Genomic DNA, 23,746 nt, shown 5'->3' on the forward strand with positions numbered 1-23,746 from the left:
CTCCCGCAGCCAACACAAAAAAAGGAGAGCCTAAGCTCTCCTTTTTCTTCAACCATTAGCCATCAGCCAATAGTCATCAGGCTGGCGTTCCCCCCCGCCGCAGCGGTATTCACGCTCACCGCCCGCTCGATCACCAACCGCTCCAATGCAATCTGATGATCGCCACTGGACAGCCCGTGTACACCCACGATCGCCCCGGCACGCTTGGCCACCTGCTGGCATACGCCGCGCAGCTGGTCCGAGTCGCCATGGTGGATCACGGCGTCGAACGCCACTTCATCCTTGTTCCAGTCCGCCACCAGCTTGACCTTGGCCTGCAGCTCCTTCGGCAGGCGAGCGCGCAGGGCTTTGCCCGGCTCTGCATCGGCCCACACCGCCGAGCTGCCGACGGCCAGCACGGCTGCGAACTGCGCCAGCAGGTCAGCCTCGTTGTCGGCCAGGCACAGCACGTGTTCGCGCGGCAGGATGGTGTAGCTGTTGCGCTCACCGGTAGGGCCTGGCAGCAGACGGGCGATGCCGCTCTGCGACTGGCCGGCGAACTGGCTGCACAGCGCGGCCAGGTCAGCTTGCTGGTTGCTCTCGGCCCAGGCCTTGAGGCTGTGCAGCGGCTTGACCAGCTGCTCGTGCAGGGTGCGGTCTGGCTTGCCTTCGCCATCCTGATGCTGGAAGTGGCGGCCAATCGCGTCGGCCGGGCGGGTCGACAGCAGGCGGTACAGGTACAGCGGGCCACCGGCTTTCGGGCCGGTGCCGGACAGGCCTTCACCACCGAACGGCTGCACGCCCACCACCGCACCGACGATGTTGCGGTTGACGTACATGTTGCCGGCGTTGGCGGTTTCCACGACCTTGGCGATGGTCTCGTCGATGCGGGTGTGCACGCCGAGGGTCAGGCCATAGCCGGAATTGTTGATCTGCTCGATCAACTGGTCGAGGTTGCGGCGGTTGTAGCGCACCACGTGCAGCACCGGGCCGAAGATCTCGCGCTTGAGCTCGTCGAAGCTTTCCAGCTCGATCAGGGTCGGCATGACGAAGGTGCCGCGCTTGACCTCGGCCGCATCAGCGATGGCCACCTGGTAGACCGAGCGACCTTTCTCACGCATGCCCTGAATGTGCTTCTCGATGCCAGCCTTGGCCTCGGCGTCGATCACCGGGCCGATGTCCACAGCCAGGCGGTCCGGGTTGCCCAGGCGGCTTTCGGCCATGGCCCCCTTGAGCATTTCGATCACGCGGTCGGCGGAGTCTTCCTGCAGGCACAGCACGCGCAGGGCCGAGCAACGCTGGCCGGCACTGTCGAAGGCCGAAGACACCACGTCGATCACCACCTGCTCGGTCAGCGCCGAGGAGTCGACGATCATCGCGTTCTGGCCGCCGGTTTCGGCGATCAGCGGGATCGGGCGGCCCTGGTTGTCCAGACGGCCGGCGACATTGCGCTGCAGCAGGCGAGCCACTTCGGTGGAGCCGGTGAACATCACGCCTTTGACGCGCTCGTCACCGACCAGGCCGGCACCGACGGTTTCGCCGCGGCCTGGCAGCAGTTGCAGGACGCCTTCCGGGATGCCCGCTTCGAGCAGCAGGCGCACGGCCTGGGCGGCGATCAGCGGGGTCTGCTCGGCCGGCTTGGCCAGTACCGGGTTACCGGCGGCCAGTGCTGCGGCCACCTGGCCGCTGAAGATCGCCAGCGGGAAGTTCCACGGGCTGATGCACACCACGGGGCCCAGCGGGCGGTGGGCATCGTTGCTGAAGTCGTTGCGTGCCTGCACCGCGTAGTAGCGCAGGAAGTCTACGGCCTCGCGCACTTCGGCGATGGCGTTGGCGAAGGTCTTGCCCGCCTCGCGGATGAGCAGGCCCATCAGCGGCTGGATCTCGGCTTCCATCAGGTCGGCGGTGCGCTCCAGAATCGCGGCGCGCTCGGCGGGCGGGGTGGCCTGCCAGATCGGGGCCGCGTTCAGCGCGCACTGGATGGCGTTGTCGACGTCGGCGACCGTGGCTTCCTGGACGTGACCCACCACGTCGCGAAGGTCGGCTGGGTTCAGCACCGGCGCGGCAGCGGCTTCGCTGGCGGCGCAGGCCAGCAGCGGGGTGGCTTTCCAGTCGTTGTGAGCGGTGGCCAGCATGGCGCAGGACAGCGACGCCAGGCGGTGCTCGTTGGCCATGTCGATGCCGGCCGAGTTGGCCCGCTCGCTGCCGTAGAGGTCACGCGGCAGCGCAATGCGTGGGTGCGGCAGGCCGATGCTGCCTTCCTGGGTGCCCATGCGCTCGATGCTGGCGACCGGGTCGGCGACCAGTTCCTGAATGGAGATCGAGTGGTCGGCGATGCGGTTGACGAACGAGGTGTTGGCGCCGTTTTCCAGCAGGCGACGGACCAGGTAGGCCAGCAGGGTTTCGTGGGTGCCGACCGGCGCGTACACGCGGCACGGGCGGTTCAGCTTGCCTTCGGAGACCTTGCCCACGACTTGCTCGTACAGCGGTTCGCCCATGCCGTGCAGGCACTGGAACTCGTACTGGCCGGGGTAATAGTTCTGGCCGGCGATGTGGTAGATGGCCGACAGGGTGTGGGCGTTGTGCGTGGCGAACTGCGGGTAGATGGCTTCCGGGACCGCCAGCAGTTTGCGGGCACAGGCGACGTAGGAAACGTCGGTGTACACCTTGCGGGTATACACCGGGTAGCCTTCCAGGCCTTCGACTTGGGCGCGCTTGATCTCGCTGTCCCAGTAGGCGCCCTTCACCAGGCGGATCATCAGGCGGTGGCGGCTGCGCTTGGCCAGGTCGATGACGTAGTCGATCACATACGGGCAGCGCTTCTGGTAGGCCTGGATGACGAAGCCGATACCGTTCCAGCCGGCCAGCGACGGCTCGAAGCACAGGCGCTCGAGCAGGTCGAGGGACAGCTCCAGGCGGTCGGCTTCCTCGGCGTCGATGTTCAGGCCGATGTCGTACTGCTTGGCCAGCAGGGTCAGCGACAGCAGGCGCGGGTACAGCTCTTCCATCACGCGCTCGTACTGGGCGCGGCTGTAGCGCGGGTGCAGGGCCGACAGCTTGATGGAGATGCCCGGGCCTTCATAGATGCCACGGCCGTGGGAGGCCTTGCCGATCGAGTGGATCGCCTGCTCGTAGGAGGCCAGGTACTTCTGCGCATCGTGCTCAGTCAGCGCGGCTTCACCGAGCATATCGTAGGAATAACGGAAGCCCTTGGATTCGAAGCGGCTGGCGTTGGCCAGGGCTTCGGCGATGGTTTCGCCGGTGACGAACTGCTCGCCCATCAGGCGCATGGCCATGTCGACGCCCTTGCGGATCATCGGCTCGCCGCTCTTGCCGATGATGCGGGTGAGCGAGGAGGTGAGGCCGGATTCGTTGTGGGTGGAGACCAGCTTGCCGGTCAGCAGCAGGCCCCAGGTGGCGGCGTTGACGAACAGCGATGGGCTGTTGCCCAGGTGCGGCTGCCAGTTGCCGGTGCTGATCTTGTCGCGGATCAGGGCATCACGGGTGCCTTTGTCGGGGATGCGCAGCAGGGCTTCGGCCAGGCACATCAGGGCGACGCCTTCCTGGGACGACAGCGAGAATTCCTGCAGCAGGCCCTGAACGATACCGGCACGGCCACCGGCGCTCTTCTGGTTACGCAGTTTTTCTGCGAGGCCTGCGGCCATCTTGTTGGTGGCTTCTGCCAGCGGTGCGCTCAGGCGTGCCTGCTCCAGCAGCATAGGCACCACTTCCTGCTCGGGGCGGCGGTAGGCGGCGGTGATGGCCGAACGCAGCACCGACTGCGGCAGGATGCTTTCGGCAAACTCCAGGAAGCACTGGTGGCTGTGGTCTGGCTGCACTTCACCAGCATCGTCGGCGACGCTGTTGGCTTGACCGTTGAGTTCGGTCAGGGTGGCACCACCCTCGAGCTTCTCCAGGTAGTTGAAGATCGCTTGCTTGATCAACCAGTGCGGCGTGCGGTCGATGGACTGCGCAGCGGCCTTGAGTCGCTCACGGGTCGGGTCGTCAAGTTTGACCCCCAGGGTGGTCGTCGCCATTTCTTATCCTCGTTATTGCCACGGGCGTGGCCTAAGCTAGTGTCAAGAGTATCTGTAGGACAATTCGGGTGCAACCAGGTGCAACCCGTTTTTCGTCTACAAAAGGTGCAACTCGTCTGGCGAAATTCCTCACTGGATAAATGCGTGTTTATTCGATGCGTTTTCTTATGAAAACTGCAGTTTTTGCTCCAAAAGGGAGCAAAAAAGGCATGAGTTCTGAAAAAGCACGGCCGGGTGCAACTTGCAAATGAAAAATGGTTGCACCTGCTTTGCGTTGTTGCATAGGATTCGCCGCCTGGGTGCAACCGTCTTGCTACGGGTGCGCATGAGATAAAAACAAACGCCAGGGCACACGCATGGGCAATCCACTAACGATCACTTTCGTGATCTACATCGCGGCAATGGTGCTGATCGGCTTCGCCGCCTATCGCTCCACCAACAACCTTTCCGACTACATCCTCGGCGGGCGCAGCCTAGGTAGCGTGGTCACCGCGCTTTCCGCCGGTGCTTCCGACATGAGTGGCTGGCTGTTGATGGGCCTGCCGGGCGCTATCTACTTCTCCGGTTTGTCCGAAGCCTGGATCGCCATCGGCCTGACCGTCGGTGCCTACCTCAACTGGCTGTTCGTCGCCGGCCGCCTGCGCGTGCAGACCGAGCACAACGGTGATGCGCTAACCCTGCCGGACTACTTCTCCAGCCGCTTCGAAGACGCCAGCGGCCTGCTGCGGATCATCTCGGCCATCGTCATCCTGGTGTTCTTCACCATTTATTGCGCTTCCGGCATCGTTGCCGGTGCCCGTCTGTTCGAGAGCACCTTCGGCATGTCTTACGAAACCGCGCTGTGGGCAGGCGCTGCGGCGACCATCGCCTACACCTTCATCGGTGGTTTCCTGGCGGTCAGCTGGACCGACACCGTGCAAGCCTCGTTGATGATCTTCGCGCTGATCCTCACGCCGATCATCGTGCTGATCTCCACTGGTGGTATCGACACCACCTTCCTCGCCATCGAAGCGCAGAACCCTGCCAACTTCGACATGTTCAAGGGTGCGACCTTCATCGGCATCATCTCGTTGATGGGTTGGGGCCTGGGCTACTTCGGCCAGCCACACATTCTGGCGCGCTTCATGGCCGCGGATTCCGTCAAGTCGATCGCCAAGGCCCGTCGCATCTCCATGACCTGGATGATCCTGTGCCTGGCCGGTACCTGTGCCGTGGGCTTCTTCGGTATCGCCTACTTCTCGGCGCACCCCGAGTTGGCGGGCCCGGTCACCGAGAACCACGAGCGTGTGTTCATCGAGCTGGCAAAAATCCTGTTCAACCCGTGGGTTGCCGGTGTGCTGCTGTCGGCCATCCTGGCGGCGGTAATGAGCACCTTGAGCTGCCAGTTGCTGGTGTGTTCCAGTGCCTTGACCGAAGACTTCTACAAGGCATTCCTGCGCAAGAATGCTTCCCAGGGTGAGCTGGTCTGGGTCGGTCGTCTGATGGTGCTGGCCGTGGCCCTGATCGCCATCGCCATGGCCGCAAACCCGGAAAACCGCGTGCTGGGCCTGGTGGCCTACGCCTGGGCTGGCTTCGGTGCCGCCTTCGGTCCGGTGGTGCTGATTTCGGTGCTGTGGAAGGGCATGACCCGTAACGGCGCACTGGCCGGTATCGTGGTCGGTGCACTGACCGTGATCCTGTGGAAGCAGTTCGATACCTGGGGCCTGTATGAAATCATCCCGGGCTTCCTGTTCGCCAGTATCGCCATCGTGCTGGTGAGCAAGCTGGGCAGCCCGTCCAAGGGTATGGTTCAGCGTTTTGAAACGGCTGATGCGGCGTATCACGCCGACAAGTAACACTGGGCGAATGGGCTGGCCCCATCGCCGACAAGCCGGCTCCCACAGGTACCCCACAGCACTCAAGGCATGTGAAATCCCTGTGGGAGCCGGCATGCCGGCGACGGCGGCGCTGCCGATCGACAGTCAGGCCTGACTCCGTGCGCAAGGCAAGGTAAACTTGTCGCCCCCGCAGGAGTTTCCATGAACTATCGTCACGCCTTCCACGCCGGCAACCACGCCGACGTCCTCAAGCACATCGTGCTGACCCGCCTCATCGCCCTGATGTCGCGCAAGGAGCAGCCGTTCGCCTACATCGATACCCACGCAGGCCTTGGTCTGTACGACCTGCAAGGTGATCAGGCGACCCGTACCGGTGAATACCTGGAAGGTGTCGCGCGCCTGTGGAACCGTGATGACCTGCCAGCGATGGCTGCCGATTATCTGCGCATCATCAAGCGCCTCAATGCCGATGGAGAGCTGCGCTACTACCCGGGCTCGCCTGAGCTGGCTCGCCGCCTGATGCGTCAGCAAGATCGCGCGTTGCTGAACGAAAAGCACCCGGAAGACGGGCCGCTGCTCAAGGAAAACATGAAGAAGGACCCACGCGTAGTGGTCCATCTGGGCGAGGGCTGGCACGTGCCGAGGGCGCTGCTGCCGGTGCCGGAGAAGCGCGCGATCATGCTCATCGACCCGCCGTTCGAGCAGGCCGATGAACTCAAGCGTTGCACCACATCGATGAAAGAGGCGATCGGCCGCATGCGCCAGACTGTCGCGGCCATCTGGTACCCGATCAAGGACCAGCGCTCGCTGACCCGCTTCTATCAGGACCTGACCAGCACGGGTGCGCCCAAGCTGTTGCGGGTCGAACTCTATGTGCATCACCAGGACAGCCCGCAGGGCCTCAATGGCTCGGGCCTGGCCATCGCCAACCCGCCATGGGGGCTGGAGGAGGAGCTCAAGGAGCTGCTGCCCTGGCTGGCCAAGGAGCTGGCGCAGACTGCGGGCAGCTACCGCATGGACTGGCTGATCGCCGAATAATCATTGGTTGCCTGTACCGGCCTCATCGCCGGCAAGCCGGCTCCCACAGGTAGGGTGCTGCTCTGAGGGGTAGCGCCGTACCTGTGGGAGCCGGCTTGCCGGCGATAGGGTCAGTTGGAATTCTTTGCGTTATAATCTCGCCCTTTAGCCGCCACCCGCCTACGAGGCCGCTGGCGCATCTCTACCGAATGAAGAGGCTAAACCCTTGGCATTGACGATTCTTGGCCTGTCCGGCGCCCTTAGCCATGACCCTTCCGCGGCCCTGTACATCGACGGCAAACTGATTGCCGCCGCCGAAGAAGAGCGCTTCGTGCGTGACAAGCATGCGAAGAACCGCATGCCCTACGAGTCGGCGAAGTTCTGCCTGGAGCAGGCAGGTATCAAACCGTCCGATGTCGACGTGGTCGCCATCCCGTTCGCGCCCATCAGCCTGTTCGGCAAAGCCCGCTGGCACTATGCCAAGCGTTACTGGTACGCCCCGGACCGCGCGCTCGACGCCATCCTGATGGGCAACCGCCGCTACAAGCGCTACCGCAAGAAGATCGTCTGGTGCCTGGAGCAACTCGGTTTCGACCCGAAAAAGGTCAAGATCGAGCCGGTCGAGCACCACCTGGCCCACGCATCCAGTGCTTACCACTGCTCGGGCTTCAAGGAAAAAACCGCGATCCTCGGCATCGACGGCAAGGGCGAGTACGCCACGACCTTCTTCGGCTACGGCGAAAACGGCAAGATCCACAAGATCAAAGAGTTCTTCGACCCGGACTCGCTGGGCGGCCTGTATGGCGCGATCACCGAGTTCCTCGGCTTCGAAATGCTCGACGGCGAGTTCAAGGTCATGGGCATGGCGCCTTACGGCGATGCCAGCAAATATGACTTCTCGCGTCTGGCCAGCTTCGAGAACGGCGAACTGGTGATCAACACCGAATACGCCAACGTGATTGGCCTGCGCCGCTATAAAGAAAAGGGCAAGGGCTTCTACTTCTCGCCGAAGCTGATCGAATGGCTGGGCCCCAAGCGCGAAGGCGATATCGCCGACGAGCCGTACATCCACTATGCGGCGAGCATGCAGGCGCTGTTCGAGAAGCTCGCCCTGCAGATGATCGACCACTACCTGGGCGATACCCTGCGTGAAACCGGCAAGCTGGCCTTCGCTGGCGGCTGCGCGCTGAACGTCAAGCTCAACCAGAAGATCATCGCCCGTTCCGACGTCAAGGAACTGTTCGTCCAGCCGGCCTCCGGCGACGCCGGTACCGCGGTCGGTGCTGCGGCCTACGTGTCTCACGCCCGTGGCGTACCGGTCGAGAAGATGGAACACGTCTACCTCGGCCCGTCGTACTCCAACGAGGACGTGATCGCGGCCTGCGCCCGTCACCCGAACCAGCCCAAGTGGCGCAAGCTCGACAACATGCCGCAGCAGATCGCCAAGATCATGGTCGACGGCAATCCGGTGGCCTGGTTCCAGGGCCGCATGGAGTTCGGCCCGCGTGCGCTGGGCGGTCGTTCGATCATCGGCTGCCCGAGCGTCGAGGGCGTGGCTGACCGCATCAACCACCAGATCAAGTTCCGCGAGCGCTGGAGACCCTTCTGCCCGTCGATGCTCGACACCGTCGCCCCGCAGATGATCAAGGTCGATCACCCGGCGCCGTTCATGACCTTCACCTTCGAAGTGGCTGAAGAGTGGAAGACCCGTGTGCCCGAAGTGGTCCACGAAGACGGCACCTCGCGGGCCCAGGTGCTCAAGCGCGAGTACAACCCGCGCTACTACGACATGATGAAGGCGCTGGAAGACCTGACCGGCAACGGCGTGTCGCTGAACACCTCGCTCAACCGTCGTGGCGAGCCGATGATCTGCTCGCCGACCGATGCCTTGAACATGTTCTTCGGCTCGGACCTGCAGTACCTGATCATGGAAGACATCCTGGTCGTGAAGGACGGCGCCGCCGCGTATGACCAGCCGCTCTGAACAGCGTGTCCTGCAGTTCTGCCATGGCTATGACGGGCCGTTCCTCGACTGTGCCCGTCAGTACGCCAGCCTGTTTCAGGGTAGTGGCTACAAGGTCACCACGGTCTTTCTCACCGGCGCCAGCGACCCGCAGGTCGCGGCCGGCTGCGCGTCGGACGAGGTGCTGTTCCTGGAGTTCAGCTCCAAGGCTGTGCGCGGCCTGAAACTGGGTGCCATCCGCGCGATGCGTCGGATCGCGGCCGAGCGCCATTTCAGTTTCTGCATCGCTCACCGGTTCAAGCCGATCTATGTGGCCTTGCTGGGCACCAACCTGCCGGTCATTGGTGTGCACCATGCCTTTGGTGACTACCAGCGCAAGGGGCGGCGGCTGTTCGCCAGCCTGTTCAGCAAACGATTGAGCCTGCTCGGCGTGTCCGATGCGGTGCGTGACGACATGCGCCGTTGCTTGCCGCAGTGGCCCGCCGAACGTATCCAGACCCTGTACAACCGCATCGACATCGAGGCGCTGCAAGCAGCGTTGGTGCCTCGTGCCGAAGCGCGTCAGGCCCTGGGGCTGGACGCACAGGCCTGGGTCGTCGGCAACGTCGGACGCCTGCATCCAGACAAGGACCAGGCCACCTTGCTGCGTGGCTTTGCCCAGGCCCTGCCAACGCTGCCTGCCGGCGCACGCCTGGCGATCCTTGGCAAAGGGCGTCTGGAAGACAAGCTCAAGGCGCAGGCCGCAGAGCTGGGCATCGCCGGGCAGGTCGACTTCCTTGGCCAGGTGCCCGATGCCCGACGCTACTTCCAGGCATTCGACGTGTTTGCCCTGAGCTCCGACCATGAGCCGTTCGGCATGGTCCTGCTCGAAGCCATGGTCGCTGGCGTGCCGCTGCTGGCCACTGCCTGCGGCGGTGCCCGCGAAGTGGTCGAGGGTGTCGGCATGCTGTTCCCGCTCGGTGATGCCGGGCAGCTGGCGCAGGGCCTTGAACACATGGGCGAGCTGGATGCGCAGCAGCGCAAGGCGTGTGCCACGCACATGCTGCAGCGCCTGCACCAGCGGTTTTCCGACCAGGCAGTACGCGAGGCCTTCTGGCAGCTGCCACAAGTTCGCGCGTTGGTGGCGCAGGCGTGATGCTCAATCCTATTCAGGCCTTCCGCGAACGCGGTTGGCAGGTCATCGATGCAGCCGCCTATGCCGAGGCCTGGGCGCGCTTTGGTGGCAGTGTTGCGACGCATCCTTTGGTGATCGAACAACTGGCCGATCTTGCGCAGATCCCCGTGCGCTACCTGGGCTGGCATCAGTCGGGTGAACTGAAGGCTGTCGTTCCTGCCTGGGGGCGTCATCTGGCGCTGTCCAAGGAAGTGCTCAAGCGCGCCGGCAAGAAAGGGCTGTTCGATCTGGGCAATGCCGAGATCATTCTGCCTGCCGCCGCCGATGCCGCTGCCCCCTTGCGCCATGCCGGGCGCTACCTGTCCGAACTGAACCAGGGGCGCTTCACCGGCCTCAAGGTGCAGAAAGAACAGTTGGCCATGGCCAGGGCGCACGAAGACTTGTCGAAAAAATTCCGCTACAACCAGCGCCGCGAATTGCGCCTGCTGGAAGAGGCGGGCGGCGTGGTGCGCCCGATCAGCGACTTCAATAGCAGCGAAATCGCAGCGATGTACTGCGACCTGTTCCAGCGCCGCTGGGGGTTTCCCGCTACCGGTGCGGAGCGTATGGCCGATGTGCTCGAGCGCCTGCGTGAACTGTTGATCGGCTCGGTGCTGCTGCTGGACGACAAACCCATCGCCATTCAGTTGGTGTATCGGGTCGAAGCACCAGAGTGGATCAGCGTTGAATACGTCAACGGCGGCGTCGACCCTGAAACCAAAGCCTTCAGTCCCGGCAGCGTGCTGAGCTTCCTCAATACCCAGGCTGCCTGGGAGGACGCCCGCGCGCGCAACAAGCCACTGCGGTTCTCGTTCGGTCGAGCCGATCGCGAGTACAAGGACCGTTGGTGCAACCCTGTGCCGGTGTTCCAGGCGTGAGTCGCAAGCAGCAGTTGCTCAAGCGCCACCGGCGCAACAAGCGCCTGGGCCTGCTTGCAGGTCTGGTCGCACTGGTCTGCCTCGGGGTATTTGCCTGGTGGTGGCTGCCGCTGTTGCTGCTGCCGTTGCTCTGGGCCGCGCACGAGGCCTGGTTCGCCGATCACCTGTTCTATGCGCCGAATGAAGACTACGCCTATCGCTTTGGCGAGCAGACCCGTGAGGGTGCAGTCAGCTGGCGTGACGGGCAGCTCAAGGCCGACGCCCTGCTGCAAGGGAATGAAACACTGATTCTCGAAGTGCGGGTGAAAAGCGGGTGGCTGGGGCGGTTCCTGGACCCTTGTGTGCAGCTGCTGGCCGACTCGCTCAGCGATCGCCAGACGTTCGAGCGTGGCGTCGACGGGGTGCGCTTTCTCAACCTGACCGGCCTGGCCGCGCCGCTGCAGGCAGGTACGTTGCGCGTGCGTGGGCGCCACTGCCGGTTGCTGGGTGAGCCGCGTCTGTGGATCACACCCAGCGTCGAGTTGCGGCGTCGCCGCGTGATGGTCATCGCCCCCCATGCCGATGATGCCGAACTGGCTGCCTACGGCTTGTACAGCCAGGCTGACGAGACTTGGGTGGTGACCCTGACCGCTGGCGAAATCGAGGCCGAGCACTATCAGCAGATGGGGCTGGGCAAGGCCGAGGCTGCACGCCTGAAAGGCCGCCTACGCGCCTGGGACAGCATTGCCGTACCACGTTGGGCCGGCGTGCCGGAGGCGCGTTGTCTGCAGTTGGGCTATTTCTGTCTGCAACTGCCGGCCATGCAGGCTGCGCCGGATCTACCTGCGGCCTCCCGCGAAGCCGACATGGCCGATATCCGCCCATTCCGTCAGTTCAATCCGTTCACGCTGCCGGGCGATAGCGATGGTGCGCCGACCTGGCACAACCTGCTGGCCGACCTCCGTGCGCTGCTGACATTGGCCAAGCCAGAGGTGCTGGTCATGCCGCACCCGCAACTCGACCCACACCCTGACCATATCTGTGCCCAGGCAGCCGTGCTCGAGGCCTTGCAGGGCCTGGAATGGCAGCCGCAAACGCTCCTGTGCTACGCCAACCACTTGCATGACAACGACCGCTGGCCGATGGGTGACAGCGGTGATGGCGTGGCCCTGCCGCCGCAGATGACGGCCGACCAGGCCTGGGCACCATGCGCGCTGGTGCTGGACCTGCCAACCCAGCGCGACAAGGCCATGGCCTTGGGCATGATGCACGACCTGCAGCCTCCGGCACCGTTCAAGCGCCGTTTGCGTCGCCTGCTGCAGCGCTGGCTGGCCGGGCGGCGGCCGTCGCCTTACGGGGAGAACGAGTTCTTCCGCAAGGCCGTGCGCCGCCATGAACTGTTCTGGCGCCGTGAGCTGTAACAATGCCCATGGTTGACCGCGATGGCGCAGAGCGCCCAAGGAAAGCAATGAAAGTCCTATTTCTGGTGCAGAAGGAACAGCGGGCGATCCTCGATCGCCTGTACGACGGCGTCGCGGCCAACTGCGAATGTGACTTGCGCTGGTTGACCAGCGAAGACCAACGCAATCTGCGCCGCTACTTCAAGCGCGAAGTGCAGGTCGAGCGCTATGACCGCATCGTCTTCTTCCTGCGCTTCAAGCAGGAAATCCGTCAGGTCGCGTTCATCCGCACGGTGCCGAACCTGGTCATCCTCGAGCACGACGCGTACCAGAACTACATCCCTTGCAAATACACCGGCAAGTTCAGCGCCCACTACCGCAAACTGCCGTGGGCGCGGGTTATCAGCTCCGGCTACATGGTCAGCGAGCGCTTGCGTCAGGAAGGTTTCGACGCAGTATTCGTGCCCAAGGGCTACGATGAACAACTGCTCACCGACCAAGGCCGCGAGCGTGATATCGAGTTGGCCTTCGTCGGCAGTACCAACAGTGTCGCCTATAGCGGGCGCAAGGCGCTGCTGGACGAACTGGGGCGGGTGGAGGACCTGGTGGTTACCCGCACCAAGTCGGGTGAGGACTACTGCAACACCCTCAACCGCATTCGATTTTTCGTCAGTGCCGATGTCGGCATGGGCGAGTACATGATCAAGAACTTCGAAGCCATGGCCTGCGGCTGTGTGCTGCTGGCGTTCGACCAGGGCGAAGAGGAAAATCGCGCCCTGGGCCTGCAGGACATGCACAACGTGGTGTTCTACGACAGCATTCCTGCATTGCAGGCGAAGCTGAAAACCTTGCGAGGCGATCCTGCGTTGGCACGACAAATTGCTGAAAACGGGCGCCACTTGGCAGTTTCTCGTTTCAGTTTTGCCGAAGTTGGCCGTAGCATCGTCGACCACATGCGCCCGGCACTGAGGCCGCATCCACCCCTGTCTGCATGGCAGCGGTTGCGGTTGAAGTTGGGTTTATAACCAACAGAACTTTCGTGCTCACGGACCGGGAACGGGAAGTCGATTGTCGCAACGCGGAGGGAGTCCGGTGCGCTTTTCTGAAGAAAGTGATGTCACGCTTGTCGTGACCAGCTGCGGTCGATTCGACCTGCTCAAGGATACCCTTGAGAGTTTCGATCGCTTTAACACCGCGCCGATACGTGAAGTGTTCATTACCGAAGACTCGGGTGACGATGCCGTGCACGGTGCCGTGCCTGAGCATTGGAAGCCGTATTGCACGGTATTCGTCAACCGCCCCAAGCTCGGGCAGTTGGCGTCCATCGACCTGGCCTACAGCCGGGTCAAGACGCCCTATATCTTTCATTGCGAAGATGACTGGCAATTCTACCGCCAGGCATTCGTGGAGGACTCCCGGGCGGTCCTGCAGGAGCGGCCCGAACTGCTGCAAGTCTGGCTGCGCAGCTACGCCCACGACTTGGCCATCCACAGTCCCTACATTCACTTGGGCGATCGCCAGGTGGTGGCGGGGGTGCCTTGCTACCCGCTGCTTTCGGAAAAAGCCGAGTGGCAGGCGTTTTCGCTCAATCCAGGCTTGCGTCGCCTCAGTGATTATCAGCGTTGTGCGCCTTTTGCCGCCTATGCTGGTGAAAAGGCGCTTTCCCGTCGCTATGCTGAGTTAAATCTTACAGCCGTGACGCTGGAAGGTGATGCAGTGTTGCACACGGGTTTTGGCAGCCACGTAACCTTGCCTGAAGAGGTTCAACGCAAGGCCAAACGGCGCCAAAGGGATCGGGTAAAGCTGGCATTGACGCTGCTTATGGGGGCCTTGGTAGGCATGGGAATATCACTTTTTGTTCACTGAATTCACTGTCCCACCTGGCTTGAGCGGGAGAGGGGCGCTATCCCCATGAACATCGTCAACATGATGTGGGCTGGCGGTTCGCCATATATGTCCATCCATCAGGTTCACCGGCAGGTACTGTCGCACGCTGGCGCAGATGCCCGCATTAGTAACTGGCTGCTACTGGGCAGTGGCTTGTGCTGTGGGCTTGGCTCCACGCGTGAATGGCACATGCCGCAGCGGGCGCTGAAAGGACGGCACCTGTGGCGCCTGTTGCGGCCATGGTTGCGCATGCGTCTGCGCAAGGCGCTGGCCGAGGCCGAGGTCGATGTGCTGCTGCTGGACGGTGTCGGCGTTGCCCGCCTGGTACTGCCATTGTTGCAGCAGATTCCTGACGTGCGGGCCAAGGTGCTGTTCCATGGCCGGACGCGTTTGAACGCCAGTGACATTCGCCTGTTGCGCGAATTGCCCGCCGAACGCCTGAGCATCGCAGCGGTTTCGCAGACGCTCGCTCAGGCGCTGGAGCAGGATCTCGGTCGGCCGGTTCAGACGCTGCGTATCGCCCTTGAGCCAGAAGCTTTCCGTCAATCCTTGATGAGCCGCGAACAGGCGCGACAGGCCCTGGCCTTGCCGCAAACCGACGGCCAGGTGCTTGGCGCCGTGGGCCGGTTGGTGGAGAGCAAAGGTTTCGAGATCTTGATCGACGCGTTCGCCAAAGGCGCTGCCCGGCATCCGCACATGCACCTGGCGATCATTGGTGACGGTCCGTTGCGCGCGGATCTGCAGGCGCGTGTCCATGCACTGGGACTGAGTGACCGCGTGTACTTGTGCGGCCACCGCGATGACCTGCGGCAGCTGTACTGTGCGTTCGACTGGTTGCTGGTGCCATCGCGTGCCGAGGGCCTGGGCCTGGTGGTTCAGGAGGCGGTGATGGCCGATGTGCCGGTCATCTGCAGTGACTTGCCGGTGTTTCACGAGCAGCTCGAAGGGGCTGGTTGCTACCTGCCGGTTGGCGACATGGACGCCTGGGCCGAAGCGATAGCGCGCTGCGATGCACTCGGCGCGGCAACCCTGGCCGCCCGGCAGCGTCAGGCGCTGGCGCCGGAAGCGGCCTGGCGGGCCTTCCAGAATGGCTCGGCGAGCCTGCTGCGCGGCTGAGGTTCAGCGCGCCAGCAGGGCCGCCTCGAAGTCGGCGAGGGGGAAGCGGTCACCCAGTTTCTCCCGCTCGATGTAACGCACCATGTGCTGCACATTACGCCGGATCATGCGTGCGGAAAGGGGCGGGCGCAGGAAACGCATGTCCGCCACGTCGATCAGGCCAAGGCGCTCATCAGGCGTTACCACCACATTGCCCAGGTGCAGCGAGCGGAAGTAGATGCCGCTGCGGTGCAGCTGGCGGATCAGTTCGATCAGGCGGGGCAGGTAGGTGGCCCAGCTGAAGTCGGCATCGCGAGACATCTGCAACAGCGTGCGCCCGGGAAGCGGGCGGTACAGCACCGCAGTTCGGCCTGGCAGGTCGAGTTTGTGCTGGCTGATCACCTGCAGCGTGGGAATGCCCATTTGCGCGAGGCGCACAGCATTGTCGACGAAACGCTGGGAGTAGGGGCGTAGCAGCGCAGATGAAATCAAACGTTTACGACGAAAAACCTTGAGGAAATTGCCATCCTCGAGCAGGTAGACTTTGGCACCATGGCTGTCTGCCTCTAGAACCTGGGCGCCACGTGTCAGCTGATCGAAGTCGACCTGGTTGAGCGGGGAGCATTGCATGAATTGAGCCTTGTCGTCTGGCGATCAAAATGACGGCAATAATGCCGAAAATAATGCGGTAGCACCATGACGGTGTCTTTGATTGACCGGGGGAATGAATGTTGTACGAAAAAAGCTGGGCACGGGCCTGGTTGGGTTTTGGTCTGGTCTGGTTCATTGCTGCGATTGCATTGGCGCCTAGCAACAAGCTCTATCAACAGGGTTTGGTCCTGTTCTTGTGGTTGCCGACGCTGGTCTTGGCCTGGTCTGCCCGCGGGGCGTTCATGGAGGCCTGGCGGCGCCAGCCAGCACTTTGGGGAGCATTGCTGGCGTTGATGCTGTGGGCAGGGCTCAGCTTGTCCTGGTCATCAGGCGAGGAGCCTGGGCGGGAGGTCAAGCGCCTGGTGTACATCCTGGTGTTCCTGATGGCGTTCCCCTTGCTGGCCCAGGCCGGCCTTGTGCGGATTCGCCACTTGCTGCAGCTGGGTGGCGGCTTGCTGGCCGTCGCCGCGCTGATCTCCATCATCCACTTCTATGTCGTATTGGGCACTCCGTTGATGGGGCGGCTGGAAGGCATTGGCGAAATTTCCCACCCGATTCTCGGTGCCTATGTGGCGGGGGCCGCGGTACTGATGCTGCTTTATCAGGTGCCTCACAAGCGCGGTGCGCAGCTTGCCTGGTTCCTGGCATTGGCGTGCCTGGGGGCGTTCGTCTTGCTCAGCCAGAGCCGTGGTGCGGCGCTGGCGCTGGTGCTCACCGCCGTGCTCGCGCCGCTGTGGTTCCGTGACCGCCACAGCCGGCTGATTGCAATGGCGGCGATGCTTGCCTCCGGCTTGGCCTTCTACATGCTCTACAACGTTATCACTGCTCGTGGCTCCTCGTTCCGCCCGGAAATTTTCCAGTCGGTGCTGCAGATGATTGGCGAGCACCCTTGGACAGGGCTGGGCTTGGGCGCAGAGTACAAGGTGAGTGCGGCGGGCCTGCTGTTCGATCATTCGCACAACATGTTCACCCATGTCGCGATGGAGCTCGGCCTGCCGGGCATGCTGCTATGGATCGCGGTGTGGTTGTTCACGTTGGGCGAAATCGTTCGCGCCCGGGATACCGTGCTCGGCAAGATCCTGCTCGCGTTGTGGGTTTACTCCACCATGGCCATGCAGTTCGATGCCGCCAGCCTGACCGGCACGCCGCGCGCCGAGTGGTTCGTCAGCTGGCTGACGGTCGGCCTGGCCATGTTGTTACCCTGGGGGCGTGCCGAAAATGGCGCCTGTGGTAAAATTTCCGGTTCAACCTGAACAGCGAGCTCGATGATGGCCGAAACACCGCTACCGGCGGAGCACACCTCCAGCCTGAAGATCTACTTCCGGCTGCTGAGCTACGTGAAACCCTATGTCGGCATTTTCCTGCTGAGCATCATCGGTTTCGTGATCTTTGCCTCGACCCAGCCCATGCTGGCCGGGATTCTCAAGTACTTCGTCGATGGCCTGAGCAACCCCGAAGCGGTGTTGTTCCCCACCGTGCCGTACTTGCGTGACCTGCAGCTGCTGCAGGCGGTACCGCTGCTGATCATCCTGATCGCCGCCTGGCAGGGGCTGGGCTCTTTCCTGGGTAACTACTTTCTGGCCAAGGTCTCCTTGTGCCTGGTGCACGATCTGCGCGTCGAGTTGTTCAACAAGCTGCTGGTCCTGCCCAACCGCTACTTCGACAACCACAACTCCGGGCACCTGATCTCGCGCATCACCTTCAACGTGACCATGGTCACTGGCGCCGCTACCGACGCCATCAAGGTGGTCATCCGCGAAGGCCTGACCGTGGTGTTCCTGTTTGCCTACCTGCTGTGGATGAACTGGCACCTGACCCTGGTGATGGTGGCCATCCTGCCGGTGATCGCGGTGATGGTCAGCGTCGCCAGCAAGAAATTTCGCAAGCAGAGCAAGAAGATCCAGGTGGCCATGGGTGATGTCACCCACGTTGCTTCCGAGACTATCCAGGGTTACCGCGTGGTCCGCAGCTTCGGCGGCGAGGCTTACGAGCAGCAGCGCTTCGGTCGCGCCAGCCAGAGCAACACCGACAAGCAACTGCGCATGACCAAGACCGGTTCGCTGTACACGCCGATGCTGCAGCTGGTGATCTACAGCGCCATGGCGGCGCTGATGTTCCTGGTGCTGTTCCTGCGCGGTGAGTCCACCGCCGGCGATCTGGTGGCCTACATCACTGCGGCGGGCCTGCTGCCCAAGCCGATCCGCCAGCTTTCGGAAGTCAGTTCGACCATCCAGAAAGGCCTGGCCGGTGCCGAGAGCATCTTCGAGCAGTTGGACGAAGAGCCCGAGATCGATACCGGCACGGTCGAGAAAGAGCGGGTGCAGGGGCGCCTCGAAGTGCGCAACCTGAGCTTCACCTACCCTGGCACCGAGCGCGAAGTGCTGCGCGATATCAACTTCGTTGCCGAACCTGGGCAGATGATTGCCCTGGTGGGGCGCTCGGGCAGCGGCAAGTCGACCCTGGCGGCGTTGATCCCACGCTTCTACCACCACAACGAAGGGCAGATTCTGCTCGATGGCGTGGAAATCGAGGACTACCGCCTGCGCAACCTGCGCAAGCACGTGTCGCAGGTGACCCAGCATGTCACCCTGTTCAACGACACCGTGGCCAACAACATTGCCTATGGTGACCTGGCCGGCGCGCCGCGCGCGGACATCGAAGCGGCGGCAGCCGATGCCTATGCCAAGGAGTTCGTCGACCAGCTGCCCAAAGGCTTCGATACCGAGGTTGGCGAGAACGGTGTGCTGCTTTCCGGCGGCCAGCGCCAGCGCCTGGCGATTGCCCGGGCCTTGCTGAAGAACGCACCGTTGCTGATCCTCGACGAGGCGACCTCGGCCCTGGACACCGAATCCGAGCGGCATATCCAGGCCGCCCTGGACCACGTAATGCAAGGCCGTACCACGCTGGTGATCGCTCACCGCCTGTCGACCATCGAGAAGGCCGATATGATTCTGGTCATGGACCAGGGTCGCCTGGTAGAGCGTGGCACCCATGCCGAGCTGCTGGCCGCCAATGGCCATTATGCCCGCCTGCATGCCATGGGCCTGGATGAGCCGGCCAAGGCCGATATCACCTGAGTCCTCTGTGATCGGGGCCTGCGGCCCCGATTGTCACCGGAATTTTCCAGGGTCCGATCTGGCCATAAAGCCGTCGTCTACCCTGTGCTAATATCCTGCCCCTGTTCATTATTTTCATATGGGTTGCCCATGAAGTTATCCATGCCGCGTTTCGATCAAGCCCCGGTATTGGTGGTCGGCGATGTCATGCTCGACCGCTACTGGCATGGTGGTACTTCGCGTATCTCGCCGGAAGCGCCAGTGCCGGTGGTCAAGGTCGATCAGATCGAAGATCGCCCAGGCGGCGCGGCCAACGTTGCCTTGAACATTGCCGCGCTGGGTGCACCGGCTTCGCTGATCGGCGTTACCGGTCAGGACGAGGCCGCCGACAGCCTGGCCAACAGCCTGCAGGCTGCCGGCGTGCGTTCGGTGTTCCAGCGCATCGCCCACCAGCCGACCATCGTCAAGTTGCGGGTCATGAGTCGCCACCAGCAACTGCTGCGCATCGATTTTGAAGAGCCGTTCGCCACTGACCCGCTGTCGCTTGGCACGGAAGTCGACAGCCTGCTCGAAGGCGTCAAGGTGCTGGTCTTGTCCGACTACGGCAAGGGCGCGCTGAAAAATCACCAGAGCCTGATCCAGGCCGCGCGTGCCAAGGGCATCCCGGTGCTGGCCGACCCCAAGGGCAAGGATTTTTCGATCTACCGTGGCGCCAGCCTGATTACCCCGAACCTCAGCGAGTTCGAAACCATCGTCGGCCGCTGCGCCGATGAAGCGGAGTTGGTCACCAAGGGCCTGCAACTGCTGCAGGACCTTGACCTGGGTGCGCTGCTGGTGACCCGTGGCGAGCATGGCATGACCCTGCTGCGCGTCGGCCAGCCGGCGCTACACCTACCGGCCCGTGCCCGCGAAGTGTTCGATGTGACCGGTGCCGGTGATACCGTCATCTCCACCTTGGCGGCTGCCATCGCGGCGGGTGAAGACCTGCCTCACGCGGTGGCCCTGGCCAACCTGGCTGCGGGTATCGTGGTCGGCAAGCTGGGTACTGCGGCCATCAGTGCGCCTGAACTGCGCCGTGCAATACAGCGCGAAGAAGGTTCCGAGCGTGGTGTGCTGGGGCTGGAGCAACTGCTGCTGGCCATCGACGACGCGCGTGCGCACAACGAGAAGATCGTGTTCACCAACGGTTGCTTCGACATCCTGCATGCCGGGCATGTGACCTACCTGGAGCAGGCCCGCGCCCAAGGTGATCGGTTGATCGTTGCGGTCAACGACGACGCTTCGGTCAGTCGCTTGAAAGGGCCGGGTCGGCCGATCAACAGTGTCGACCGGCGCATGGCTGTGCTGGCGGGGCTGGGGGCGGTGGACTGGGTAATCAGCTTCCCGGAAGGTACCCCGGAAAACCTGCTGAGCCAGGTCAAGCCGGACGTGCTGGTCAAGGGCGGTGACTATGGCATCGACCAGGTGGTCGGAGCCGATATCGTCCGCGCCTACGGCGGTACGGTGAAGGTGCTGGGGCTGGTCGAGAACAGCTCGACCACGGCGATTGTCGAGAAAATCCGCAAGAACTGAGGTAGCGGGGGCCGCTGCGCGGCCCAATCGCCGGCAAGCCGGCTCCCACAGGGGCCAGCAGCGCTGCAAAACCCTGTGGGAGCCGGCTTGCCGGCGATGGGCTGCAGAGCAGCCCCCGTTTCACTTGTGCAGTGAGGTACGCGCCCGCTCCAACAGCGCCCGCGCTTTGTCGCCAAAACGCTGCAGATGTGAAGCCGGCGTAGCCTTGCGCTCCACCAGGCCCTGCTGCTTCACCCAGTCCTTCCAGCGAATACGCTCATCCGTGACCACCCAACCGTTCTGCCGGGCAAAGCTCTCGGCCAGGTACAGCCCGCGGGTGCTCGCCGGCACCAATTCGTCCTTCTTCAGCGTATACAGCTCGGCCACTGGCTGGCCGTCCTGCAGTGGCATCAGGTACAGGTCTGGCCGCTTGCGGTTGAGGCGGGCCACCAACTGACCGCCTTCGAGGCGTTCGTCGACGTGGAACAGGCTCAGCTTCTTCGCCTCCCGGGGCACGTGCAGGCGCATGTCGTAGATCAACTGCAACGATGCGGTAGGCAGGTGCACATAGGCTCGCGGGCGCTCCAGCAGCGTCAGGTTGCCGCAATGCACGGGCCGGGCAGCGCCCGACTGTGGCGTCAGCACGAACGGCAATGCCTCGCGGTAATGCAGGGCTGCAGCGTAGGGGGCCGGCAGCCAGGTATCGTTGAAGCGCCCGCCCAGCCAGCCTTCGGGCGTTTCCAGCAAGCATTCCTCGGCCACTTCCTGCACGGCAGTATGCAGCGGCAGGTTGAGCTCCTGGGCGGGGACATAGCCAGAAATCAGCTTCAGCACCACATCGCCCCGGTCCTGGCGGCGTTGCCGTACCAGCACCCAGTAGTCACGCTGCTGCCAGTGCAAGGTCAAGCGCACCGAGACGCCCAGGTTGGCCAGTTCCACCACGAAACGCTGGTTGTCGGGCAGCTGGATGGCCCGGCGCCGCTGCTGGGTCTGGGCAAAGTTCAGCGGCATCCCGATGCTTTGGTAGACCAGGCCCTCGGCGGTGGCTTCGACATGCAGCGGCAGTGTCTTGAAGTTGCTCGGGTTCTTGCGAATCAGGGTACGCGGCACGAGGCTCCTCCTTGCGTCGGGTCAGTCTCCAGGCCCTAGGGGTGGCGACAACTCAATGCTGGCCCAGGATACGGGCGACGGTGGCCACGTTGTGGGCCAGGTGCAACGGATTGATGGTGCCGACGATAGCACTGCTCACGCCAGGGTGAGAAAACAGCAGCTCGAAGCTGGCCTGTACCGGATCGACGCCTGGCGCAAGGCAGACATGCCCACTGGCCAAGGCCTTCTTCACCAGAATGGCCTTGCCGTGTTCGGCAGCGTAGTCCAGCACCGGGCGTTCCGCCTGCTCATTGAGGTTGTAGGTGACCATGGCGCAGTCGCCCTGTTCCAGCGCCTTCAGGCCACCGGCCACGGTCTTGCCGGAGAGCCCATAAGCCAGGATCTTGCCTTCCTGCTTGAGCGCGGCGAGGGTCTGGTAGACCTCTTGCTGCTCCAGGATCGCCAAGTCGTTGCCATCGGAATGCACCAGTACCAGTTCGATGCGGTCGGTTTCCAGCCGTTGCAAGCTGCGCTCGACCGAGCGACGGGTATGGGCGGCACTGAAATCGAAGTGCGACTGGCCATCCTCGAACTCTTCACCGACCTTGCTGACGATCACCCATTCATCGCGCTGGCCCCGCAGCAGCGGGCCCAGGCGTTCTTCACTGCGGCCGTAGGCCGGCGCGGTGTCGATCAGGTTGATGCCCAGTTCGCGGGCCTGGGCCAGCAGCAGGCGGGCTTCGTCGTCACCGGGGATGGTAAAGCCGGTGGGGTATTTCACGCCTTGATCGCGGCCGAGCTTGACCGTGCCAAGGCCCAGGGGCGACACCCTGAGGCCGGTGCTGCCCAGGGGGCGGTGAAAGTCATGCAGGGTCGGCAGGCTCATGGCAGCAGTTGCTCCCAGGCCGGCACGGCCAGCGGTGGGCGTGGCAGGTCGGACAGGTCGGCCTGCGCCTGCGGGCGGATGCCCTCGCGCTCAAGGTGGGTGATGACCCGGTCGCTGAAGTCGGGGGCCAGCGCCAGCTTGGTCGGCCAGCCCACCAGCAAGCGCTGCTGATCGGCGAGGAAGGCGTTGTCCGGGCGTACCAGGCCGGATTGTGCGGGCTCGGCGCGGTCGACGCGCAACGTGGCCCAGCTAACCTGGCTCTGGTCGACCCATGGCAGCAACTGAGCGATTTCCTTTTGTGCCGCGGCAATCTGCGCCGCAGGCTCGCGGGCTACCCCGTCGGCTTCGGCAAGGTCGCCACCCAGGTACCACACCCATTGCCCGTCCGCGGCCGGATGAGTGGTGACCGTCACCCGTGGCTTCGGCCCGCCGCCCAGGCAGTGAGCATAGAGCGGTTTGAGGTTGGCGCCCTTGGCCATGACCATGTGCAAGGGGCGTGTTTGCATGGCGGGTTGACGCAAGCCCAAGGCATGCAGCAAGTCCTCGGTGCCAGCGCCTGCGCTCAGCACAACGCGCTGGGCGCGAATTTCGCGCTCGTCGACGCGCAGGCCAACCAGTTCGTCGCCTTCGCGCAGCGGCTCGATGCGCTGGCCGGCCAGCAGGCTGTCACCTGCCAGTTCGGCCAGGTTGGCCAGCAGGCTGGGCACGTCGATGACCAGTTCGGCCAGGCGATACACCTTGCCCTTGAAGGCTCGATCCTGCAGCGCAGGCGGCAGTTGCTCCCCTTTGACTTGTTCGACCCGGGTACGCACGGCCTTGCTGGCGAAGAAACTGGTGATATTGCCGGCCAGCGTGCCCGGCGACCACAGGTAGTGGGCGTCGGAAAGCAGGCGGGTGCGACTGAGGTCCAGCTCGCCGCTGCCGCCAATGGCTTCGCGCCAGCGGCGCGGCATGTCGGCGATGGCCTCTGACGCGCCGGTCAGGGCGCCGTGCAAGGCGTACTTGGTACCACCGTGGATGATGCCCTGGGACTTGATGGTCTGCTCGCCGCCGAGGCTGGCGCGTTCCACCAGCACGGTGGAGTATCCCAGGCGACGCAGCCGGGCATTGAGCCAGAGGCCTGCGACCCCGGCGCCGACGATCAACACGTCAGTGGAAATGGCGGATGGCATGGCGGTACCTCGAAGACTGGGACAGCAGGCAAGTATACAGGCTATATCTGCGACGGCCCTATCGCCGGCAAGCCGGCTCCCACCGGTACAGCGCTGAGCCCCTGTGGGAGCCGGCTTGCCGGCGATAGGCCCTCTC

At 63.5% G+C, this 23,746-nt stretch carries 18 protein-coding genes; 12 read left to right on the forward strand and 6 right to left on the reverse strand.

What is annotated here, in order from left to right; genetic code table 11:
- Positions 1 to 62: 62 nt before the first annotated feature.
- Positions 63 to 4,016 carry a trifunctional transcriptional regulator/proline dehydrogenase/L-glutamate gamma-semialdehyde dehydrogenase gene (putA, locus tag ACIPZB_RS11550; protein ID WP_400640292.1) on the reverse strand — a complete coding sequence of 1,318 codons (3,954 nt, stop codon included), beginning with the start codon at positions 4,014 to 4,016 and terminating at the stop codon, positions 63 to 65.
- A gap of 148 nt (positions 4,017 to 4,164) precedes the next feature.
- On the reverse strand, positions 4,165 to 4,299 hold the full coding sequence (locus ACIPZB_RS11555; RefSeq protein WP_317660880.1) for a hypothetical protein: 135 nt from the start codon (positions 4,297 to 4,299) through the stop codon (positions 4,165 to 4,167).
- 73 nt (positions 4,300 to 4,372) lie between these two features.
- On the opposite strand from ACIPZB_RS11555, the gene putP reads away from it, so the two are divergent.
- From putP to ACIPZB_RS11600, 9 genes are all read left to right on the forward strand, one after another.
- The gene (gene putP / locus ACIPZB_RS11560; protein WP_400640293.1) at positions 4,373 to 5,851 is read left to right on the forward strand and encodes a sodium/proline symporter PutP; all 1,479 of its coding nucleotides are present in this window, start codon (positions 4,373 to 4,375) and stop codon (positions 5,849 to 5,851) included.
- Positions 5,852 to 6,034: 183 nt separating this feature from the next.
- Complete coding sequence (locus ACIPZB_RS11565; RefSeq protein ID WP_008095083.1) at positions 6,035 to 6,871, forward strand: 23S rRNA (adenine(2030)-N(6))-methyltransferase RlmJ; 837 nt, start codon at positions 6,035 to 6,037, stop codon at positions 6,869 to 6,871.
- Between the two features lie 205 nt (positions 6,872 to 7,076).
- On the forward strand, positions 7,077 to 8,834 hold the full coding sequence (locus ACIPZB_RS11570; RefSeq protein WP_008095081.1) for a carbamoyltransferase: 1,758 nt from the start codon (positions 7,077 to 7,079) through the stop codon (positions 8,832 to 8,834).
- A complete protein-coding gene (locus tag ACIPZB_RS11575) occupies positions 8,818 to 9,948 on the forward strand; it encodes a glycosyltransferase (RefSeq protein WP_400640294.1) in 1,131 nt (376 codons plus the stop codon). Before ACIPZB_RS11570 ends, ACIPZB_RS11575 begins: the two co-directional genes overlap by 17 nt.
- The gene (locus tag ACIPZB_RS11580) at positions 9,948 to 10,844 is read left to right on the forward strand and encodes an antimicrobial resistance protein Mig-14 (RefSeq protein WP_400640295.1); all 897 of its coding nucleotides are present in this window, start codon (positions 9,948 to 9,950) and stop codon (positions 10,842 to 10,844) included. Before ACIPZB_RS11575 ends, ACIPZB_RS11580 begins: the two co-directional genes overlap by 1 nt.
- Positions 10,841 to 12,244, forward strand: coding sequence for a PIG-L deacetylase family protein (locus ACIPZB_RS11585; RefSeq protein ID WP_400640296.1), 1,404 nt, complete (start codon positions 10,841 to 10,843; stop codon positions 12,242 to 12,244). Before ACIPZB_RS11580 ends, ACIPZB_RS11585 begins: the two co-directional genes overlap by 4 nt.
- A 47-nt stretch (positions 12,245 to 12,291) precedes the next feature.
- A complete protein-coding gene (locus ACIPZB_RS11590; RefSeq protein ID WP_400640297.1) occupies positions 12,292 to 13,248 on the forward strand; it encodes a glycosyltransferase in 957 nt (318 codons plus the stop codon).
- Between the two features lie 67 nt (positions 13,249 to 13,315).
- Positions 13,316 to 14,089, forward strand: a complete 774-nt coding sequence (locus ACIPZB_RS11595) for a glycosyltransferase family 2 protein (protein ID WP_400640298.1) — start codon at positions 13,316 to 13,318, stop codon at positions 14,087 to 14,089.
- Between the two features lie 45 nt (positions 14,090 to 14,134).
- Positions 14,135 to 15,226 carry a glycosyltransferase gene (locus tag ACIPZB_RS11600; protein ID WP_400640299.1) on the forward strand — a complete coding sequence of 364 codons (1,092 nt, stop codon included), beginning with the start codon at positions 14,135 to 14,137 and terminating at the stop codon, positions 15,224 to 15,226.
- A gap of 3 nt (positions 15,227 to 15,229) precedes the next feature.
- On the opposite strand, the gene ACIPZB_RS11605 is transcribed toward ACIPZB_RS11600, so the two are convergent.
- Positions 15,230 to 15,835: a toluene tolerance protein gene (locus tag ACIPZB_RS11605; RefSeq protein ID WP_400640300.1), complete on the reverse strand. Its 606-nt coding sequence runs from the start codon at positions 15,833 to 15,835 to the stop codon at positions 15,230 to 15,232.
- 98 nt (positions 15,836 to 15,933) lie between these two features.
- Between ACIPZB_RS11605 and ACIPZB_RS11610 the strand changes: the two genes are divergently transcribed.
- The 3 genes from ACIPZB_RS11610 to hldE all read left to right on the forward strand — a co-directional run bounded on the left by ACIPZB_RS11610 (position 15,934) and on the right by hldE (position 20,484).
- The gene (locus ACIPZB_RS11610; protein ID WP_400640301.1) at positions 15,934 to 17,109 is read left to right on the forward strand and encodes an O-antigen ligase family protein; all 1,176 of its coding nucleotides are present in this window, start codon (positions 15,934 to 15,936) and stop codon (positions 17,107 to 17,109) included.
- A 15-nt stretch (positions 17,110 to 17,124) separates the two neighbouring features.
- On the forward strand, positions 17,125 to 18,933 hold the full coding sequence (gene msbA / locus ACIPZB_RS11615) for a lipid A export permease/ATP-binding protein MsbA (RefSeq protein ID WP_400640302.1): 1,809 nt from the start codon (positions 17,125 to 17,127) through the stop codon (positions 18,931 to 18,933).
- 129 nt (positions 18,934 to 19,062) lie between these two features.
- Positions 19,063 to 20,484: a bifunctional D-glycero-beta-D-manno-heptose-7-phosphate kinase/D-glycero-beta-D-manno-heptose 1-phosphate adenylyltransferase HldE gene (gene hldE, locus ACIPZB_RS11620; RefSeq protein ID WP_008095061.1), complete on the forward strand. Its 1,422-nt coding sequence runs from the start codon at positions 19,063 to 19,065 to the stop codon at positions 20,482 to 20,484.
- Between the two features lie 120 nt (positions 20,485 to 20,604).
- Here the strand turns inward: hldE and ACIPZB_RS11625 are convergent, their stop codons facing one another.
- From ACIPZB_RS11625 to ACIPZB_RS11635, 3 genes are read right to left on the reverse strand one after another with little or no spacing between them, the layout of a single operon-like run.
- A complete protein-coding gene (locus ACIPZB_RS11625; RefSeq protein WP_400640303.1) occupies positions 20,605 to 21,573 on the reverse strand; it encodes a metal ABC transporter ATPase in 969 nt (322 codons plus the stop codon).
- A 52-nt stretch (positions 21,574 to 21,625) separates the two neighbouring features.
- Entirely contained in the window at positions 21,626 to 22,438 is an 813-nt protein-coding gene (locus ACIPZB_RS11630; RefSeq protein ID WP_008095059.1) for an aldo/keto reductase, read from the reverse strand.
- Positions 22,435 to 23,610, reverse strand: coding sequence for an NAD(P)/FAD-dependent oxidoreductase (locus ACIPZB_RS11635; RefSeq protein ID WP_400640304.1), 1,176 nt, complete (start codon positions 23,608 to 23,610; stop codon positions 22,435 to 22,437). The genes ACIPZB_RS11630 and ACIPZB_RS11635 overlap by 4 nt, the downstream gene beginning before the upstream one ends.
- Between the last annotated feature and the right edge of the window lie 136 nt (positions 23,611 to 23,746).

This window comes from Pseudomonas sp. NPDC089396, assembly GCF_044749545.1.
Classification (GTDB): Bacteria; Pseudomonadota; Gammaproteobacteria; order Pseudomonadales; family Pseudomonadaceae; genus Aquipseudomonas.

Excerpts from the sequence above, each read along its gene's own strand:
- putA (WP_400640292.1), bottom strand. The coding sequence starts at position 4,016 with ATGGCGACGACCACCCTGGGGGTCAAACTTGACGACCCGACCCGTGAG.
- ACIPZB_RS11555 (WP_317660880.1), bottom strand. The coding sequence starts at position 4,299 with ATGCAACAACGCAAAGCAGGTGCAACCATTTTTCATTTGCAAGTTGCA.
- putP (WP_400640293.1), top strand. The coding sequence starts at position 4,373 with ATGGGCAATCCACTAACGATCACTTTCGTGATCTACATCGCGGCAATG.
- ACIPZB_RS11565 (WP_008095083.1), top strand. The coding sequence starts at position 6,035 with ATGAACTATCGTCACGCCTTCCACGCCGGCAACCACGCCGACGTCCTC.
- ACIPZB_RS11575 (WP_400640294.1), top strand. The coding sequence starts at position 8,818 with ATGACCAGCCGCTCTGAACAGCGTGTCCTGCAGTTCTGCCATGGCTAT.
- ACIPZB_RS11580 (WP_400640295.1), top strand. The coding sequence starts at position 9,948 with ATGCTCAATCCTATTCAGGCCTTCCGCGAACGCGGTTGGCAGGTCATC.
- ACIPZB_RS11590 (WP_400640297.1), top strand. The coding sequence starts at position 12,292 with ATGAAAGTCCTATTTCTGGTGCAGAAGGAACAGCGGGCGATCCTCGAT.
- ACIPZB_RS11600 (WP_400640299.1), top strand. The coding sequence starts at position 14,135 with ATGAACATCGTCAACATGATGTGGGCTGGCGGTTCGCCATATATGTCC.
- ACIPZB_RS11605 (WP_400640300.1), bottom strand. The coding sequence starts at position 15,835 with ATGCAATGCTCCCCGCTCAACCAGGTCGACTTCGATCAGCTGACACGT.
- ACIPZB_RS11610 (WP_400640301.1), top strand. The coding sequence starts at position 15,934 with ATGTTGTACGAAAAAAGCTGGGCACGGGCCTGGTTGGGTTTTGGTCTG.
- msbA (WP_400640302.1), top strand. The coding sequence starts at position 17,125 with ATGGCCGAAACACCGCTACCGGCGGAGCACACCTCCAGCCTGAAGATC.
- hldE (WP_008095061.1), top strand. The coding sequence starts at position 19,063 with ATGAAGTTATCCATGCCGCGTTTCGATCAAGCCCCGGTATTGGTGGTC.
- ACIPZB_RS11630 (WP_008095059.1), bottom strand. The coding sequence starts at position 22,438 with ATGAGCCTGCCGACCCTGCATGACTTTCACCGCCCCCTGGGCAGCACC.
- ACIPZB_RS11635 (WP_400640304.1), bottom strand. The coding sequence starts at position 23,610 with ATGCCATCCGCCATTTCCACTGACGTGTTGATCGTCGGCGCCGGGGTC.